The sequence below is a fragment of the Streptomyces sp. NPDC127084 genome (assembly GCF_042724175.1).
GTDB lineage: Bacteria > Actinomycetota > Actinomycetes > Streptomycetales > Streptomycetaceae > Streptomyces.
Genome location: NZ_JBHXFA010000106.1, coordinates 1 through 17,227 on the forward strand (window position 1 = coordinate 1; position 17,227 = coordinate 17,227).

Sequence of the window (17,227 nt, forward strand, 5' to 3'; positions counted from 1 at the left end):
CCCTCAGGTCGTGGCGGTGTCGCCGGACGGCACCCGCGCCTACGTCACCAATCTCAGCAGCAACTCGGTGTCGGTCATCGACACCGCCACCAACACCGTCTCGGCCACCATCGCCGCCGTTGGCACGCCGTTCGGGGTAGCCGTGTCCCCGGACGGCACCCGCATCTACGTCACCAATGTCGGCGCCAACACGGTGTCGGTCATCGACACCGCCACGAACACCGTCATCGCCACCGTCGCCGTCGGTACCGAGCCGTTCGGCGTAGCCGTGACCCCGGACGGCACCCGCGCCTACGTCACCAACGGCAACGCGACCACGGTGTCGGTCATCGACACCGCCACCAACACCGTCATCGCCACCGTCGCCGTCGGTACCGACCCACTCGGGGTCGCCATCGGGGTGCTGGCAGACCAGGGCCCGGCGGTGTGGACCCTGCTGAAGACCGCGTCGGACGAGCCGTTCGTGGCGGGTGGCCAGGGCAGCTACACACTGACCGCCACCAACAGCGGCAGCGAGGCCACCGACGGCAGCACGGTCACGCTCGCCGACGTCCTCCCGGCCGGACTGACTCCGGTGAGCCTCTCCGGAACCGGCTGGACCTGTGTCCTCGACGAACTGAGCTGCACCCGCGAGGACGTCCTGGGGGCCGGTGAGAGCTACCCGCCGCTGACCCTCACGGTGGACATCGCCAAGGACACCGCCAGGCAGGTCACCAACAGGGCCATCATCGAAGGCGGCGGCGCCGGTGCCGGAACGGCCGCCGCGACCACCATCGTCAAGCAGGCCGACCACAAGCCGGCCCACAAGCCCGCGCACAAGCCGAAGCCGAAGCCCCAGCAGCACGGACGCCCGGACCACGGCCACGGCAAACAGCGCCCCGGTCCCCGGTAACCGGTACCGCTGACCGGCACCGACACCGGCACCCCCGCTCCCCGGGCCCCTCCAGGCCCGGGGAGCACCTGTTCGGCGGCGGCACGCATCCGCCACCGGGACGAATCCGCGGAAACGCCCGCGTGCCGGGCCCGGAGCCGGAATGATGGTGGGCGCGTTCGACCGGCGGGCGCGCGAGTCACGAGTGCCGTCGGACCGGGCGGTTCGAGGGGGCGGGGCAGGTGAACCATTCGCCCGGGAGGATGCTCCTGGCGGAGTACTTCCTGACGGACAGCCAGGCCGTCATCATGATCGCAGGTCCGGATGACGCCGAGCCCGAGCTGGTGGCAGTGCCGCACTCGTTGGAACGGGTGCGGAGCCACGTGGGAAAGCTCACCGGGGCGCTCGAATCGGCGCCTCGGCGGGCCGACGCGCTGGAGGAGGCGTCAGGCCTGCTGGCTGATCCGCTGCTCGCCGATCTGATCGAGCCGGTCGCCAACCGGCTCGGGCCGGGTGACCGCGTGTGGCTGGTGCCGCATGACGCGCTGCACCGGGTGCCGCTGCACGCCGTCGGATCCGGGCTTGAGGGGCACTCCGTCGCGTACGCGCCGAGCGCGTCGGTGCTGCGGCACTGCCGGAACAACCGAGGTGCCGGACGGCGGCAACAGGCGCTGGTGGTCGCCGACCCGGCAGGCGGCCCCGAGCTGACGGTCGGTGCCGCGCAGGCGGAGCTGCTCACCGGGCTGTTCAAGACCGAGACCCTCAGCGGCGGGGACGCCGTCAGCGGTGCGCTGGCCCGCCGGGTCGGCCCGGCCGACATCCTGCACATCAGCGCGCACGGTGTGTTCGACACGGCCGCCCCGATGCGTTCGGGTGTGATGCTCTCCGACGGCCTCTTCACCGCCGAGCGCTTCCTGAAGCTGAAGCTTTCCGGGACGCTGGTGGTGCTGGCCGCCTGCCGGTCGGGCGTCGCGGCGGTGCGGCCCGGCGACGAGTTGCTCGGGCTCGTACGCTCGGCGCTGCACGCGGGCGCACCGGCCGTGCTGGTCAGCCTGTGGACGGTCGACGAGCTGGCTACCACGATGATGTTCGGCCACTTCTACGCGTGCCTCGCTTCGGGCGAGCCCGCCATCGACGCCCTCCGCTCGGCTCAGGAACGGCTCCGGCTGACGACCGCGGGCGATGTGCTGTCCTACCTCGCGTCGTTGGGACCGGCTGCGGCCGAGAGCCACGCCGCGGCGCGGCTGCTGGTCGCCGAAGCCCGGATCCGGCTGATGGCCGCCGACTTCGCGGGTGCGGCCGCCGCCTGCGACTCCGCGCTCAAAGCGCCGACCGACCCCACCGGGCAGTCGGCCGTACGGAGCAGCGCTCAGGCGATCAGACAGCGGGCGTCGCTGCTCCGCGGCGATGGCAACGGGTCGCCGGACTTCGACCGCCCCGTATACGCCCACCCGTACTACTGGGCCGCTTTCGTGCTCATCGGCGACTGGTACTAGGCGTGAGGCACTCGGCTTGAGGGACGAGTCCTGAGGCACTCGGAGGAACGCGAACGTGAAAACCGCGGCAGAGCTGATGACCACCGGCTACCGGACAACGACCACCCGGCAGGCCCCGGCCAGCGCACCCGACCCGGTCGTCGTGCTCGACCAGGCGGGAGACCACCGCTGGGTGGTGGGCCCGGCCGGTCGCGGTCCCGCCGTCGAGATCGACCCGGACACCCCGGTCAGCGGGCTCGCCGCGCTGCCGGGCGTACTCGAACTGTTCAACGACGGCCTCCCCGCCCTGCTCGTGGTGGACGAGAGACGCCTGATCGGTCTGCTGGAAGCCGCGCAGGTCAGGTCCGAACTGCTGCGGGCACTGGAGGCCGACGGGGACGCCATCGGCACGGTCCTGGACGGTGACTGGGAGCTGTACGGGGCTCCTGCGGCGCCCGTCGGGCTGGTCCGGGTCAGATGCCAGATCTGCGGAACCGTCACCGAGGTGGAGGAGTTCCCGATAACCGAGGTGCCCTGTCCCGGTGGCCGAGGGCATCTGCTCGGCGATACCCGGATGGGGTGACGCGCCGTATGGGTGGTCTTCTGGACGGGGCTGTCGCGGTGCTCGACCGGCGCCAGCTCACTTCCGTGTGGCTGCCGTTGACGGCGTTCCTGGCCGCGTTGGCAGCGGTGGCCGCGGCGGGGGCGGGCTGGGCGAAGACCCTGGCCTGGTGGAACGGTCTCACCGGCGAGACCCGGGTGTTCCTCGTGCTCGGTCTGATGCTGCTCACGGTGCTCACCGGTCAACTGCTCGCCGTCGCACGTCCCGTCCTGGTCCGCTGCTACGCGGGCCACTGGCCCGACACGCGCCTGCTGCGCCCGCTGCGCGGGGCGCTCCTCGCCCGGCATCTCGCCGCGCAGAGCGCTCGGCGCGCGGACGACCCCGAGGTGTTCCTCACCTATCCGCGTACGGCGCGGCGGACGCTGCCGACCCGCCTCGGCAACGTACTGCGTGCGGCCGAGGAGCACGGCGACCGCTACGGGCTGGACGCGATGACCGTATGGCCGCGGCTCTACACGGTGCTGCCGGATCCGTTCCTCGTCTCGTTCGTCCAGGCCGCGACCGCCATGCAGACAGGGGTGATGGTCAGTTTTCTGGGCGCGGTGTTCACCGTGGCGGGCGGGGCGCTGGCCGCGCTGGTCCTGCCGGGTGCGACGGCCGCGTTCTGTGTCTGGGGCGGTGCCGTGGTCGCGGTGCTGGGCTATCGGGGCGCGGTGCGGGCGGCCAGGCCGTACGCCCAGCTCATCCGTGCCGCCTTCGACGTACACCGGTTCCTGCTGATCGAGGCGATGCGGCTGCGGCTGCCGACCAGCCCGGCAGAGGAGCGGGCCCAGTGGGAGCAGCTCGCCAAGCTCTGGTACCGCGGCGCGCCCGACTACGACCGGGTGCCCGCGCTGCGCTATCCGGCGCCGGAGGAACCGGCCTCCCCGGCACGGGACGCGGTCGGTCCCGTCCCGGCACCGGTGCTGCCCGCACCGCCCGCGCCCCCCGGACCGACTGAGCCTCCCGGACCGACTGAACCTCCCGGACCGCCGACGCCCGCCAGGCTGCCTGCACCACCTGCACCACCTGCACCACCTGCACCGCCTTCGGGACCGGCGGTTCCGGTCCGGTCGCTGCTGGCCTGCGCGGTCGTGCTCGCCGGGGTCGCAGCGGCGGGCGCGAGCCAGGCACTCGGGACGGGCGGGGAGATCCGCGCGACACGTGACCTTCCGGCGTTCCATGTGCTGGTCCCGACCGATCTGAAGGGTGGTCACCCGGACCGGTTCAGCGGGCGCTACACCCTGCGGCCCGTGCCCAAGGGCGCAGCCCTGCGGCCGTCCGGGCTCGGGCCACGGCTCGGTGCTGCGCTGTCGGGAAAGGTGGCGCTGGGCATCCCCGTCAACAGCGCTGTCGGCGTACGGCGAGGGCAGACCGTCCGTGTGCGCACCGCAAAGGGCACCTTCAGTGTGCTCGTGCTGGACAAACCCGAGAAGAGGTCCCTTGTCGTCGCTGTGCGATCCGGCGACCTCGACGCCCTGTCACGCGGACTCGACGCGGGGCCGATCCGCCTGGTGGTCCCGGTGGGCTGACAGGGCACCAAGCCCAGCCAGCGCGCGCAGGCCGTCGCGTACCCGGTCGTCCAGGAGGTCCCAGCCGGGCTCCGGCAGATCGGGCCGGATACGCGCCCGCTCCCGGGCGGCGTCCTCCGCGCGCCCGAGCCCCGACTCCAGCACATGGCCCGCGCCGGCACGGCACACGGACTCCTCGGCGGGCAGGCCGAGCGCCTTGTACCTGAAGGCGGCTTCCCGCCAGCCGCGCAGGGCGTCCCCCCATTCCCCGGCGAAGGTCAGCACCAGCGCTTTCGTCAGCACGAGTTCGGCTTCGACCACCGACCGGGCCGCCGCCAGCCCTTCCTTCGCCTCGGCTGGCACGCGCGGGGCGACCTCCTCGTCCACCAGCGCGAGTGCCTCGGTGGCCAGTGCGGTCCAGCGCAGTGCCGCATCACCGGTAAGCGGTTTCCTCAGCGCCGGGTCCTTCTGCACCACCATGTTCACGACCGTGCTCTGGCCCGGTACGAAGCCGCCGCGCGCCGCGTGGACCGCCATCCCGAGATACCTGCGTACCAGACGGAAATCCGCCGTGCCGGGAACGCTGAGGAATCCGTCGTACAACCACGGCCCGAGGAAGTTGTTCAGCCGGTACTCAGTGGTCTGCTGGATCATGAACGCCGCCAAACGGTCCACGATCCGCCCCGGCGCCGGCCGGTCGACAAGGCATACGATCACCGTCTCCGCCATCAGCAGCGGCGCCAGGGCTTCCGCCGCTCCCTGCGTGCCCTGCGCGGGGTGGAACACCACCACCGCCCAGAACGGGAACAGCCAGTGGGCGGTCAGCGCCCGCAGCCGCCCCGGCCAGACCAGGCGGACCGCCAGCACGGTGCCGCAGATCAGCAGCCCGCCCAGCCAGCCCGTGAGGAGCGCGGTCCCGGACCACCGGGAGGCGAACCAACCGCCGACCGGTCCCGCCGCCATCAGCACCGCCACCAGGTTGCCGGCGGTCATCAGGAACCGGTGGCTCCGGACACCCCAGCGATGCTCCTGCCGTACGGCCCTGTCCAGCATCATCAACTGGCTGACAAGCGCCGCCGCGCACAGCACCGGGACCAGGCCGCTCCCACCCTGGCTGCCCACCACCAGCATCGGCGCCGCGGCTGTGAGCAGCATCGCGCCGTTCCAGAACCGGTCGATGGGCTGCGGAGGCCGGATGAAGGGGCCGTACCGGGAGATCCGTGTGAGCGCCGCGTCCGGGGACCGCCACCGTTCGGGCAGAAGGTGCGCCAGGCGTATCCCGTAACCGGCCAGCATGGGCAGGGCGGCCCAGACCAGCGGCGTGCGGCCGGAGTCCAGCAGCAACCCCGCGAGCACGGCGCCGCACACGGCCCCGGGCCAGCCCGCCAGTCCGGCTGCGAGGCCGAGGGCGGCCAGTGCCGGCCCCGGCAGCTCGTGTCCCTGCCAGACGAGTACGGCTCCCGCGAGTACATGCAGCAGGGCGGCGGCTGTCTGCCGGGCGCTGCGGCCGGCGGGGACCTCGGCGATCTCCTCGAAGGCCGCCTGCACGATCCCCCGCCTGCGTCGGCGTACACGCCACTCCGTCTTCCAGCAGAGGTATCCCAGCACGGCGGCACCGAGGCCGAACTGCCCTGCGGATACGGGCACTGACGGCTGCGCGGTCGACGCGAGGCCGGGCGCGGGCGCAGCCAGCACGTCGGTGAGCGTGGAGAGCGCGGGGAGCACGGTAAGCACCCCGCACAGTGTGGCTTCCCACGCGCACGGGCACCCCGCATTCGCGAAAACTCAGGGGCAGTTCGTCGGAAAACCGGATTATCCCGCCTCTCCCCGAACTGTTCCTCCACCATGGCCCGCATGGGTCTGTTACGCCTGCCGCTCGTGGTCTACCCCTGGCTCGGCTGGCTCGTCGTCTTCGAGGCGGTCACCGCCGTCAAGCTCGGCTGCCCCGTCCCCGCCGTACTGCTGCTCGGACCGGCGGTGATGGTCTGGGGCATGGCCCAGCTCGATGTCTGGTCGGTTCGTGTGCTGAGCCCCTTGGAGCGGGCCCGCGTGCTCTGCTGGCTGGACGGCCGGGCCGTGGTACTCGGGCACCTTATGGTGCTGGCCGCCCTCACTGGCGGGTGCATACCCTGGGTGGTCGACTTCTGGCACCGGCATTCCTGGCTGGGACGGTACGAGATCGTGCTCGCGCTGCTCCTGGCCGGGTACGTTCACCTGCCGGGCTACGGCACCGTGGCCCGTATCCCGGTACTCGGCGCCCTCTGCGCCGCCTTCGACACGATCTTCCTGCGGAAGGGCCTGACACCCTTCCTGGTCGGCATCGTCTCGGGTGACCCCGGTATCGCGGAGTTCGCTGCCTGGCTGGTGGTCTTCCGGCTTCTCGCCCAGCTGCACCAGTTGTTCATCAGCACGGTTCAGCCGCTCTGGCCGTTCCGCCGGGTCGACGCGCACCACTATTTCGCCGGGACACCCGCCTACCGGCGCAGAGTCGCGGAGCTGTGGATCGAGGAGGACGTGCGCCGGCCGCATGTCCCACGTCTCCACCTTGTGCACTCGCTCTGCGACGAGGCCATGGCAGCGGCCCAGGACAAGAACCCCCACCCCGGCATGGCCCGCTATCTGAAGGCAGAGAAACGGCCGGGCCAGGCGGCCAAGTCCTGGCTGCACGAGGCATCGGAGCTGCTGGCACAGGCGCGGCGCGCCCTTCCCGACCCCGACCCCGCACAGCGGCGCGCCCTGGAGCTGGCCGAGGCCCATCTCATCCGGTTCCGGGTCCATCTCGACGTGAGCCGCGGCCGCCAGGACCGGGCCCTGAAGGACCAGCGCAGGGTACGCGAGGTGTGGACCCGGCACGGTCTGCACAATCTCAGCGCCAACAACCTGTGCGTCGAGCTCACCGGCGCCCGCGCCGAGGGTACGAAGCCGGTGGTTCCCGAACGGGCACTCGCCGAGCTGGAGCGGCATCTGGCGCGGCCGGGACTCGTCCCGTACGTGCGCTGCTCACTGCTCCTGCTGGCCGCCGAGTACGCCACGCTGACCGGCGACTCCGAGCGGGCGGCGTCGATGCGCACCCTGCGGCACCGACTGGACATCCGGCGCTCCGACTTCCGCATCCTCAACCGCGAGCAGCGGGCCGCCGGGATGCCTGCCTTCAAGCCCGTCCGGTACCGGCTGACGCTCGCCTCTCTCGAAGCCCTGGACGCCCGCACCCGTGGCGCCTTCGTGGTGCCGCACGACGCCGTCCGTCCGCCGCGGATCCTGCTGTCCGAGCTGCCGGGCGGCCGGGCCGGTGCGCAGGCTGCGGCCGGGCTGCGGCTGTGGCTGGACGGCGAGCCCACCCGGGCCGCCGAGTTGCTGAGCGAGTCGGCCGACCTGCTCCAGCGAGACGGTTTCCACTCCGACGCCTTCAACGTCCTTCTCGAACTCGGCACCGCCCAGCGGTCCATCGACCCCGGTGCCGCGTACACCAGCCTCACCCGGGCCCTGCGGCTCCAGCAGCGTCTGCGCGTGGGGCTGACCAGCAGCGGCCTGCGCCTCGCGACCGGCAGCACCACCGAGCAGCTCGCCCGCACCCTGACGGACCTTCTGCTGCGTACGCTGCCGGGGCCCGCGCAACCCGGTCTCATCGTCTTCGAGTTGGCCGAACTGTCGCGCTCCCGGGTCCTCCTCGAACAACTTGGCCGGCAGAGTGGCCAGGCCGCCGCGCGGGCCGCCACGAGCCGACCCATCACCTACCCGGCCCTCAGGGACCTCCTGACCGAGGCCAGTACGAACAAGTCAGCGTCAGCTCCACCTAATTGAGCATTATTTACGATCATTTTCGATGCTTCCACTACAGATGACCATGTGGTCACTACTCTGTGGAAATTCACCCCGGAATGGCGCAACCGGCGCTTTGCGGGGTGCTACGCGACCTGGGGGAGACATGTTCCTGCCACGCAGGGCGAAGAGTCCGCGGCCCGCGGTGCCGCTTCCCGACTCCGGGGCCGACGGCTGGGCGATCCTCGAAAGCACGGGACGCGAGGTCTTCGCGGTGATGTGCCGCGACCCGCACGACATGGACCATCCGGCACACCCCGACCGCCCCGACCACGTGGACTACAAGGAGCTGTTCGAGGAGTTCCGCACCGACCCGCAGTATGTGCTGCGGCCCGCGCTCAAACCTCCGGTGGCCTCCGGCATCACCGTGTCCGCCGCACTGCTGTACATCCTTCCCGTGACGGCCTGGCTGTTGAGGGTGGCGGCTGAACGCGTCGCGGGCCAGGCCGTGGACGCCCTCGGCAGCGCGACCCGGGAAAAGCTCCGGGCCCTTCTCAGCCGCCGCCGTGACGGGACATCCGGCAACGAACCGGACACCGGAGCCGAACCGGTCGCCCTGGACGCGAACGAGGAGCAGGCAGCCCTCACCGCGCTGGTGGCGTACGCCGCGAGCATCGGCGCCGACGCGGCAGAATCCCGCGCGGTGGCCGAGGCGGTCATCACGCTCCTACGCAACCGTGGTGGCGGGGCCAGTGCCGGTCAGTGAACCTCAGGAGGTCATCGACCCGGTCAGGGAGCTGCCGGCTGCCGAGGCGCCCGCGTATCGGGGCGGCGGCCCCCTGTCACCCACGGGGGCACGCTATGTCCTGCTGATCGTCACCCTCGTGCTCGCCGGCGCATTCGCGGGCCAGGTGGTCCACGGCCTGGTACTCGGCGAGTCATGGGGCGCGGCGGCACAGCAGTGCGTAGCCGAGTCCGGGCGCCTGTTCCCCGACTCCGTCCTGGAGAAGGCACAGTACGAGACGCGCTGCATCGGACCACTGCAACGCCGCCAAGCCCTGGTGTCCTTGGCGGGGTCGGCGGCGGTACTGCTTATCGGTGCGGCGGGACTGTGGTTGCTGCCGCGTCGTCTGATGCGCGACTCGGCGCGGAAGTCCGCGCCCGCGCGCTGGCAGGCACTCGCGCACAGGGTCGCCACCGAGGTCGGCGTCCGGCACGTACCGCGTGTGGTGTGGGGAGCGGGCCACGTACGGCAGGCGTTCACGCTCGGCCACGGCAGACGCTCCCTGATCATCATCCCCCGGGGGATGATCCTGGTGCGCGGTGATCGGGCCGAGGCCATCATCCGGCACGAGATCGGGCACATCGCCGCGGGCGACGTCACTCTGGTGTGGCTGACCCGCGGTGTGTGGTGGGCACTCGTGCCCGTACTCCTCGCGCCGCCGCTGGTGGCCGCCGCTCAGGGCTGGCGGGCGGAGGACACGAGTCCCCTGGGGATGCTCGCCGACGCCTTCTGGACGGAGTACGGCGTACGGGCCTTGGTGCTGCTGGTGATCGCGGTACTCGTCGCGCAGATGATCATGCGTTCACGGGAGCACGAGGCGGATCTGGCCGCTGTGAGCGGACACTCGCTCGCCCCGTGGGAGGTCCTGCTCGGTGGGGCGGAGCCAGCCGACGGCAGCACGCGCGAAGGGGCGGAGCCCTCCGGCGGCGGCATACGCGACAGATCGAGGCCGACCGTCCGCGGCCTGCTCGGCGCGGCGCGCGCCGACCATCCGACCCCCTGGCGCCGGCTGGCCGTGCTCCGCGCCCCGCACCAACGGCTGCGCCCCACCCTGCTGGACACCCTCGTCGTCGGGCTGCTCGCCGCCGTCCTCCTGGACTCCGTGGACGGCCTCGCCACCCTTGTCCTGTTCGGTACGGGCTGGAACGCCGCACCCGTCAGCGCCCTGACCGCCGGTCTGCTGACAGCCGTCGGCTGGAGCGTCCCGGTGTGGCGCGACACCCATGCCCGGCACGGCAGCGCCACCACCCCGCCACGATGGCTCCACCTCGCGCTGGGCGCGAGCATGGCCGCCGGACTGCTGATACGTCTCCAGGGCGCGGGCACCGCGACGGACGGCCCCATGCGCGGCTGGCTGCTGATGGGCATCCTCCCCGTGGCCGTCATCGGGGCCGCGGCACTGAGTTCCGCGTTCGCGCGGCGCTGGAGCCGTACCACGACGCGGGATCTGCTGACAGTGGTCGCCGTCAACACACTGCTGTTCGGTGGTGCGTTGTGGATCGCGATGGACTTCTGCGTCTGGCTGCGTGCTTTTCCGATGCCGGACGCGGCCCTGATCGCCGGTCCCTACTCACCGGCAGCCGTCTACAACGCGGCCGCGCTGGCGGCGATCGCCCTGGCGGTCCTGTGGAGCGGACGGTCCGCCGTACGCCCCACCCGCCGGCACGGGCCCCGCCGGCTCCTCGCTCCGACGCTCGCCACCGCCACCACCGTCGCCGCCGCGGCGACCCGGCTGGCATCCCAGTCAGTGGCGACGGCAGGAGGCGATCCGGCGATCACCTGGCAGCTCGACGCGCTGACCGGGCTGTGCGCCGGAGTCGTCTGCACCCTCGCCCTCGTCGCGCTCCGCGGCTCCGGAGGTCTCGGCCAAGCCCTCTACGCAGCGCCCCTGGCCACCGTCGCCACGGCGACCGCCGTGTGGACAGCCCACTTCAACGCCTGGGCCCACCCCTTCAAGGTCTGGGCCACGCTGCACATCGAGGCCTCCCTGTCCGGCCTCGCGCTGGCGCTGCTCATCCTGGCCGCACCCGCGGGCCTCCTCCCCACATGGGCCAGAAGGCATCGGGCCGTACCCATCACGGTCGCGGTCTTCACGGTGGTGGCGGCAGTCGCAGCCGTCCTGGCACTCCAGCGATTCGGAGACGCGCTGCTGCTCAGCTAGTGCCTGCTTGGCCGCGTCCCGAAGCCCGCCCCGGCGAGCACCGGCCGACAGCCGGGGAGGGCCGACCGCACCGGGTGCAACGTCCTGCCGGCCACTGTCCCGGTCCTGTCGATGTCCCGAGTTCTCCGGCAAGAGGCCGAGGCCTTCAGGCAGTACTGCCGACGCCGGGCGGGGGGGGGGGGGGCGCCCCCCCCCCCCCCCCCCCCCCCCCGCGCCCCCCGCCGCGCGCCCAGCCCCCGCCCGCGCCGGCGGCGGGGCGCGCCGCACACCCGGCCCCCCCGCCGCCGCCGTACGAGGCCCGAGGTCAGCCCTACTGCGCCTGATCCTGACCCTGCCCCTGCCCCTGCCCCTGCGCCGCCTGGCCCTGGCCGGGCTGGCCCTGGCCCTGGCCGGGCTGGCCCTGGCCCTGGCCGGGCTGGCCCTGGCCCTGGCCCGGCTGCCCGCCGCCCGGGGCGCCGCAGCCGGCGCCAGGACCGCCCTGGCCGCCCTGGCCACCCTGGCCACCCTGGCCACCAGGGGGCATGGCCGTGGGAGCGCCGCTCGGCATGCCCGACGGCGGGGCGCCGGTCGGCATACCGGAGGGCGGGGCGCCGGTCGGCATACCGGAGGGCATATCGGTCGGCATGCCCGACGGCTTCCCGGACGGCGGCTGGCAGCTCTGGTTCCCCGAAGCGCCACTGCCCGAGGACGACGACGTGCCGCTCTTCGTGGACGAGGAGTCGTCCGAGCCGCAGGCGGTCAGCAGCAAAGAGGACACCGCCAGCAGGGCGACGGCTGGTACGAGACGTGCACGCTTCATGAGAGACAGCTCCACAAGTCGAAGAGACCCTGACGCAGAGCACTCCACCAATCCCGCTTAGGTCCTTCTTGGGCCTGCTCTGTGCACCGCCTGTCAGCGGGGTAAAGCGCAACCCAAGGCAAGTCCCTGACCTGCGACTCGACCTTTCGCCCCCGGCAGCGGCCTGGTACAGACCCGTGACAGAAGGGGCCCCCGGCCGCCGACTCGTCGGGGCGGCGACGGCGACGGCGACGGCGACGGCGGCCGAAGCCCCGTGCTGCCCCGGGAGCAGAGCCGAAACGAGTCCCGGCGGCCAGGTCTTCCGGCCCTTCGGCGGTCTGTTAGCTTCCTGGGAAGCGGTATTCAGCACGGCGACGGCGACCACATGTCTCGCGCCGGGGCGAACCAGTTCGAAAACGAAGGGACTCCAACCCGTGGGCGCTATCGTCCTTGTCGTCGGGATCATCGGCCTCGGAGCCGTGATCGGAGCCGTCGTCGCCTTCGTGGTGTTCCGGAGCCGCCGGAACCCGGGTACCGCCCAGGTCCCCTCTGGCCCCGTCGCATTCCCACCGCATCAGCAGAACTTCCCAGGCGGACAGCAGCCCTACCCGCCTGCCCCCTACCAGGGATACCCGGACCCCGCCGGACAGCCGCCCCAGCACCACAGTCCCAGTGGGCCGTACCAACCGCCCGCGGCTCCGAACCAGGGGTATCACGCGCCTCCCGCGCAGTCCCCCCAGCCCCCCAACCCGTACCTCCAACAACCCCCGCAGCACGGGCAGTAGGAAGACGCCGGCATCCGGCGCCCTCGCCCCATGGGCCGCGGTCAGCCCGCCCCGAATCCATCGGACGGGCCGGCGGTGGCGGCCGCGTCCCGCAGCGATTCCAACAGGCAGCGCAGAGCGGTCTGTTCGAGCGGGGTCTCCAGTGCGGCGGCCGAGATCACCCGGACCGGCTCCGGATTGCGGACCGGGCGCACGACGACACCGGGATGCCGGTCGCGCAGCTCTCCGCCGCCCAGCTCGTCGCCGCCAGCGGACTGACGCCCTGGCGACGCCGGTCGGCGGCCTGGACGCGATCGACCCCGGCCCGGCGGTCCTGAGCGCGTCCATGCCGACGCCCCACCTGCCAAGGCGGCGGCCCAAGACGGCCGGGCCGGTACCGGTCTCGCCCGTATGGCGGTTCAGGTTTCCCGGCCAGGGTGTTCACCGTGCACCGCGCCCTGGCACGGCCGTATCTGAACGAAGCCAGCGGCACGGCGGGCTGACGGTCGATCATCGAACCGGGAGTCTGCGGCCGCGCACTCACCGACTACCGGTGGGGGTACACGGCGCAAGGGTGTGTGGGCTGGCCGGGGCCAGCCCGAGTGTGCGAGGCTGAGAAGACTCCCCAGCCTGGTCTGGTGAGGTGCCCCGCGCTGCCGGGCGGTCACCGTTCGGTGGCCGCGGGATGGTACGGGTGGTCTTGCTCGGCTGTGCGCGGCACCGATACCGCGCGCCTGACGGTCACTTCCACCCGCTTGGAGGTCGGCCGTTTTGGGCTATGTCCGAAACGGGCGGTACCTGAGAATGCGCGACTTCAACGTGAACGTCAGCCACCTTCCCGACCGGATGGTGGTAGCTCTCCAGGGCGAACTCGACGTCGACACCTGCCCCCACGTCGCCCGGGCAACCGACCCCCTGGCCCTGCGGAACAGCGCCCTCACCCTCGATATGACCGATGTGTCCTTCATGGACTCCAGCAGCCTCACCATGCTGATGCACCTGCGGAAACGCTCCCACACCGAGGGTTTCCTGCTGGAACTGGCCGGTCTCCAGGAACAAGGCCGAAGGGTCCTGGAACTCACCGGCACACTGCCGTTGTTCCGGATGCGCCCGCCGGAACTGCCCTCGCCTCGGAAAGAAGCCTGAGCCAGGCCGCCACGGCGGGGCAGCCTGCACGAGGTCGAGATGTGTGGTTCCCGACCTCGGAGGCAGAAGGCCGTCGGAAGCAATACCGCCGCTTCCGACGGCCTCCCCCGCTGCGGGATCAGCTCAACGTGGCGCATTCCGCGACGGCGAAGAACGTGACATCGGCCTCCGAGGAGTCGACGGTGACTGTCCATGAGTCGCCCGTGCCCCGCTGGGACTCAAGGATGTCGAAACCGAGGTCCTCCCCTTCGACGACCAGCCCGCCGCCTGTGACGACACTTCCGGCGGGGCACGTCGCGGTCGCTGTCGCCGTACCGCCGGCCTCAGCGGTTGCCGGCGCGCCGTCCACCTGCTCGGTGGTGAGCACAGCACCCGCACCGGTCGGTCCCGTCGCTCCGGTGGATCCGGTGGCACCCGTGGCACCCGCGGCGCCCGTGTCACCTGCGGCACCCGTGGGGCCGGTGGGGCCGGTGGGTCCCGTCGGGCCGGTGGGTCCGGTCTTGCCCTTACATCTGTCTCCACCGGCCGCCGCGAGGACGGCGAGGTCGTAGTGGGACGAGGCGGCGCACCTGTCGGCTGTTGACCTCGAACTTCCCTTGTCCGCCTGGTACGTGGGCGCGGCCGCGACAGCGGGGTTGGTGAGGCCGAGCATGACGAGGGCGAGTGACGCCATCGCGCCGCCGGTGAGGAATTTGGACCGTTTGGGGAGGGGGCCGAACCCGGCCCTGTTGTCGCTCTTGTCGACATTCATGATGTGGCTCTCTCCTTGACCAGTTCGAACTGCTTGCCGGTGGCCGCACGCTTTGAAGGTTGTCCGCGGGCCTCTCGGCATGAGCTCACCGGTTCCGTGGCCAAGGGGAGCGGGAGACTCGCCCGATCGTCGGCTTATCGGATGATCATGTGCCGTCCGATTGGCCTAGGAACCACGTCGAGTGCGGGAGAACCCGGGTGCGGATGAGTCAGGCCGTCGACCACCCCTCCGCCGACGGCGACGCGAGCAGCCCGCCGAGGATGCCGCCCGTCTTGACGGATCGCTCGCCGTGTTCGTGACCGGTGGGTGTTCCTTGCCGGAGGACGGATTCGGGAACCCCTGATTCGAAAAGCACATCTGTCAGGGGATACGCACTCGCACACTGGGCGCGAGTCGGTCGTCGGCGAAGGAGTACGGGATGCTTGCTCTGGGTGGCGCAGGGTACGGGTTGACCACAGCGGCGCTAGGGCTGATGTTGGCTGCGCTGGGAGTTGTGGGGCTGGTCGACCAGCTACGAAGAGGCAGGGAGAACAGACGCACTTTGCGGGACGGGCTCGTGGCTGAGGCCAGATGCCTGGAGACCTATGTGGCGAACCGCAGTGCCGGTCAGGGGTACGTGACCAGCCAGCGGGTTCTGGTCCTCGGATTCCACACGCCGGACGGACGGGACGTGCGCGCCCAGCTGGCGACCGATATGCCCTACGCGAAGGGGGACATCGTGCCGGTGCGCTACCTTCCGGAGCAGCCTGCCCAGGTCCTGCCCGCCGAGGCGCGACCCGGGCTGGACTTCGTCTCGTGTGTGAAGGTTGCGGGCTCGCTGGCGATCGTTTGCGCGGGAGTCCTGATCGTGATGAACGGGTTCAGCGGTACCTCGAACACGTAGGCCTCCCGACACCCGCGGCGGGGCCGCCTGCCCGAGGTCGCCGTGAAGTGGGGGCGCGACCACCAACACACCCACTTTGAGCTTATTGTCCGATTAATGCACTTCTTTGTGATTCGATGCCCGCACTTTCGCCCACAGAACAAGGCGCGTGACGGCTTGTCATACAGAAGGAGCAACGTCGGATGTCTGGAACACAGCGCAGGAACACGGACACCGCGTCCCGTGCGAAGTCTGCGGCGCTGAGCCGTCACTGGAAGGTCGCCGTTCTCGCGGCGGCCGGATTCGTCACGATGGTCAGCGGTGGCGGCACGACTGCCGCCGCGTCCACGGACTCCGCGGAGGAGAAGCCGGCCTCCGCGGCCGCGAAGGCCGACGATCAGCCGGATCCTCAGGGTCACGGGGCCCATGGGGGCAAGGGGCCGGGCTCCGGCAAGGACGGAGGGAGCTCGGGCAAGGACGGAGGGAGCTCGGGCAAGGACTCAGGAGACCACGACAAGGCGAAGCGGGGCGGCCACCACGACGGCGACCACGGTCGTGGTTCGCACGAGGGAGACCACGAGAAGGCCAGGTCCGTGGAGTGCGACCCGAACGACCTGATCTCGGCGATCGTGCGGGCGAACGAGGTCTCTGGCCCCGGCCTCCTGGAGCTGTCGGATAAGTGCACCTATACGCTGACCGCCAGTCAGGACGGCAACGGCCTGCCCGCGATCACTCAGCGGATCACGATCATCGGCAACGGGGCGACCATCGCGCGCGCCGCGAATGCCGACGATTTTCGGATCTTCGAGGTCGAAGCCGGCGGCGACCTTCGACTCCGCAACCTCACAGTCACTCGCGGCAAGGCCGACGCGGACAACGGTGGTGCAGTCAACGTAAGACCCGCGGGACGGCTCGACCTCAAAAACGTCACACTGGAGAACAACACCGTCAGCGATGTGAGCAGCTACGAGGGCGGCGGCGTCTACAACGAGGGCATCACCGACATCCGCGACAGCACCCTCGACACGAACTTCGGCACCGAGGGTGCGGCCGTCTCCAACTACTACGGCAAGGTGGACATCAGCAGAACCAAGGTCACCGGCAACGTCTCCGACGGCTACGCGACCATCGTCAACGAATACGGCACGACGAAGATCAGTGAGAGCTACCTCTCCTACAACTACGGTTTCTACGGCGGCGCCTTGAACAACTACGGCGGTGTGACCGAGGTGGAGAAGAGCGCCCTCACCTACAACGTCGGCTACTACGGCGGTGGTATCTACAACCAGTACGGCTCGCTCTACCTGCGCCAGAGCACCGTCAGGGACAACACCGCCACCGACGGGGGTGGTGGTGGCCTCAACCTCACAACATCGGCTGTGATCGAGGACAGCAAGATCGTCGACAACACGGCCACCAACAGCAACGGCGGCGGTCTCTCCATCGAATTGGACGACGACGAGCTGGGGGTGGCGATCCGCGACTCGAAGATCACCGGCAACCAGGCTCCCGGCAACGACGCAGTCGGCGGCGGCATCTACGTCGACGTCAACAGCCTCGTCACCCTCACCGACTCGAAGGTGAAGGGCAACATCTCCGACGAGCCCGCGGGCGGCGTCCACAACGACGGCACGGTCGTCACGAACGGCAAGGTCAAGATCATCGACAACGTACCCACCAACTGCGACGGAAGCGCCAACCCCGTCCCGAACTGCTTCGGCTGACACAGCGGGCCCACCCCCCCCCCCCCCGCCCCCCCCGGGG

14 protein-coding genes are annotated in these 17,227 nt (G+C 71.0%); 10 read left to right on the forward strand and 4 right to left on the reverse strand.

The genetic code is table 11. The annotated features are described in order from the left end of the window. The 4 genes from ACFWI9_RS23060 to ACFWI9_RS23075 form a co-directional block, all read left to right on the forward strand. Positions 1-892: beta-propeller fold lactonase family protein (locus ACFWI9_RS23060; protein WP_387164722.1), on the forward strand; the 892-nt coding region annotated here is incomplete at its 5' end. Between the two features lie 221 nt (positions 893-1,113). Continuing rightward, positions 1,114-2,367 (forward strand): CHAT domain-containing protein, encoded by a 1,254-nt coding sequence (locus tag ACFWI9_RS23065; protein WP_387164723.1) that lies wholly within the window; start codon positions 1,114-1,116, stop codon positions 2,365-2,367. Between the two features lie 55 nt (positions 2,368-2,422). Continuing rightward, positions 2,423-2,929 carry a hypothetical protein gene (locus ACFWI9_RS23070; protein WP_387164725.1) on the forward strand — a complete coding sequence of 169 codons (507 nt, stop codon included), beginning with the start codon at positions 2,423-2,425 and terminating at the stop codon, positions 2,927-2,929. Positions 2,930-2,937: 8 nt separating this feature from the next. Further along, positions 2,938-4,479 (forward strand): hypothetical protein, encoded by a 1,542-nt coding sequence (locus ACFWI9_RS23075; RefSeq protein WP_387164727.1) that lies wholly within the window; start codon positions 2,938-2,940, stop codon positions 4,477-4,479. On the opposite strand, the gene ACFWI9_RS23080 is transcribed toward ACFWI9_RS23075, so the two are convergent. Further along, entirely contained in the window at positions 4,429-6,192 is a 1,764-nt protein-coding gene (locus tag ACFWI9_RS23080) for a hypothetical protein (RefSeq protein ID WP_387164729.1), read from the reverse strand. The two genes, ACFWI9_RS23075 and ACFWI9_RS23080, sit on opposite strands and share 51 nt — an antisense overlap. A 120-nt stretch (positions 6,193-6,312) precedes the next feature. Here ACFWI9_RS23080 and ACFWI9_RS23085 point away from each other — a divergent pair, with 120 nt between their 5' ends. The 3 genes from ACFWI9_RS23085 to ACFWI9_RS23095 all read left to right on the forward strand — a co-directional run bounded on the left by ACFWI9_RS23085 (position 6,313) and on the right by ACFWI9_RS23095 (position 11,162). After that, positions 6,313-8,259 carry a hypothetical protein gene (locus ACFWI9_RS23085; protein ID WP_387164731.1) on the forward strand — a complete coding sequence of 649 codons (1,947 nt, stop codon included), beginning with the start codon at positions 6,313-6,315 and terminating at the stop codon, positions 8,257-8,259. Positions 8,260-8,383: 124 nt separating this feature from the next. Continuing rightward, positions 8,384-8,983: a hypothetical protein gene (locus ACFWI9_RS23090; protein ID WP_387164732.1), complete on the forward strand. Its 600-nt coding sequence runs from the start codon at positions 8,384-8,386 to the stop codon at positions 8,981-8,983. After that, positions 8,970-11,162, forward strand: a complete 2,193-nt coding sequence (locus tag ACFWI9_RS23095; protein WP_387164734.1) for a M48 family metalloprotease — start codon at positions 8,970-8,972, stop codon at positions 11,160-11,162. Before ACFWI9_RS23090 ends, ACFWI9_RS23095 begins: the two co-directional genes overlap by 14 nt. Positions 11,163-11,472: 310 nt before the next feature. Here the strand turns inward: ACFWI9_RS23095 and ACFWI9_RS23100 are convergent, their stop codons facing one another. Together ACFWI9_RS23100 and ACFWI9_RS23105 are read right to left on the reverse strand one after the other, a co-directional pair. After that, a complete protein-coding gene (locus tag ACFWI9_RS23100) occupies positions 11,473-11,961 on the reverse strand; it encodes a hypothetical protein (protein ID WP_387164737.1) in 489 nt (162 codons plus the stop codon). 805 nt (positions 11,962-12,766) lie between these two features. After that, a complete protein-coding gene (locus ACFWI9_RS23105; protein ID WP_387164739.1) occupies positions 12,767-12,919 on the reverse strand; it encodes a hypothetical protein in 153 nt (50 codons plus the stop codon). A 589-nt stretch (positions 12,920-13,508) separates the two neighbouring features. Here ACFWI9_RS23105 and ACFWI9_RS23110 point away from each other — a divergent pair. Further along, on the forward strand, positions 13,509-13,850 hold the full coding sequence (locus tag ACFWI9_RS23110; protein ID WP_387164741.1) for an STAS domain-containing protein: 342 nt from the start codon (positions 13,509-13,511) through the stop codon (positions 13,848-13,850). Between the two features lie 118 nt (positions 13,851-13,968). On the opposite strand, the gene ACFWI9_RS23115 is transcribed toward ACFWI9_RS23110, so the two are convergent. Continuing rightward, complete coding sequence (locus ACFWI9_RS23115) at positions 13,969-14,601, reverse strand: hypothetical protein (RefSeq protein ID WP_387164742.1); 633 nt, start codon at positions 14,599-14,601, stop codon at positions 13,969-13,971. 556 nt (positions 14,602-15,157) lie between these two features. Here ACFWI9_RS23115 and ACFWI9_RS23120 point away from each other — a divergent pair. Both ACFWI9_RS23120 and ACFWI9_RS23125 read left to right on the forward strand, forming a co-directional pair. Then, entirely contained in the window at positions 15,158-15,484 is a 327-nt protein-coding gene (locus ACFWI9_RS23120; RefSeq protein WP_387164743.1) for a hypothetical protein, read from the forward strand. 182 nt (positions 15,485-15,666) lie between these two features. After that, a complete protein-coding gene (locus ACFWI9_RS23125) occupies positions 15,667-17,187 on the forward strand; it encodes a hypothetical protein (RefSeq protein ID WP_387164744.1) in 1,521 nt (506 codons plus the stop codon). Positions 17,188-17,227 lie beyond the last annotated feature (40 nt).

What these genes read in the sequence shown, in the direction of transcription:
- ACFWI9_RS23100 (WP_387164737.1), bottom strand. Translation starts at nt 11,961, where the DNA reads ATGAAGCGTGCACGTCTCGTACCAGCCGTCGCCCTGCTGGCGGTGTCC.
- ACFWI9_RS23115 (WP_387164742.1), bottom strand. Translation starts at nt 14,601, where the DNA reads ATGAATGTCGACAAGAGCGACAACAGGGCCGGGTTCGGCCCCCTCCCC.
- ACFWI9_RS23090 (WP_387164732.1), top strand. Translation starts at nt 8,384, where the DNA reads ATGTTCCTGCCACGCAGGGCGAAGAGTCCGCGGCCCGCGGTGCCGCTT.
- ACFWI9_RS23075 (WP_387164727.1), top strand. Translation starts at nt 2,938, where the DNA reads ATGGGTGGTCTTCTGGACGGGGCTGTCGCGGTGCTCGACCGGCGCCAG.
- ACFWI9_RS23085 (WP_387164731.1), top strand. Translation starts at nt 6,313, where the DNA reads ATGGGTCTGTTACGCCTGCCGCTCGTGGTCTACCCCTGGCTCGGCTGG.
- ACFWI9_RS23125 (WP_387164744.1), top strand. Translation starts at nt 15,667, where the DNA reads ATGTCTGGAACACAGCGCAGGAACACGGACACCGCGTCCCGTGCGAAG.
- ACFWI9_RS23110 (WP_387164741.1), top strand. Translation starts at nt 13,509, where the DNA reads ATGCGCGACTTCAACGTGAACGTCAGCCACCTTCCCGACCGGATGGTG.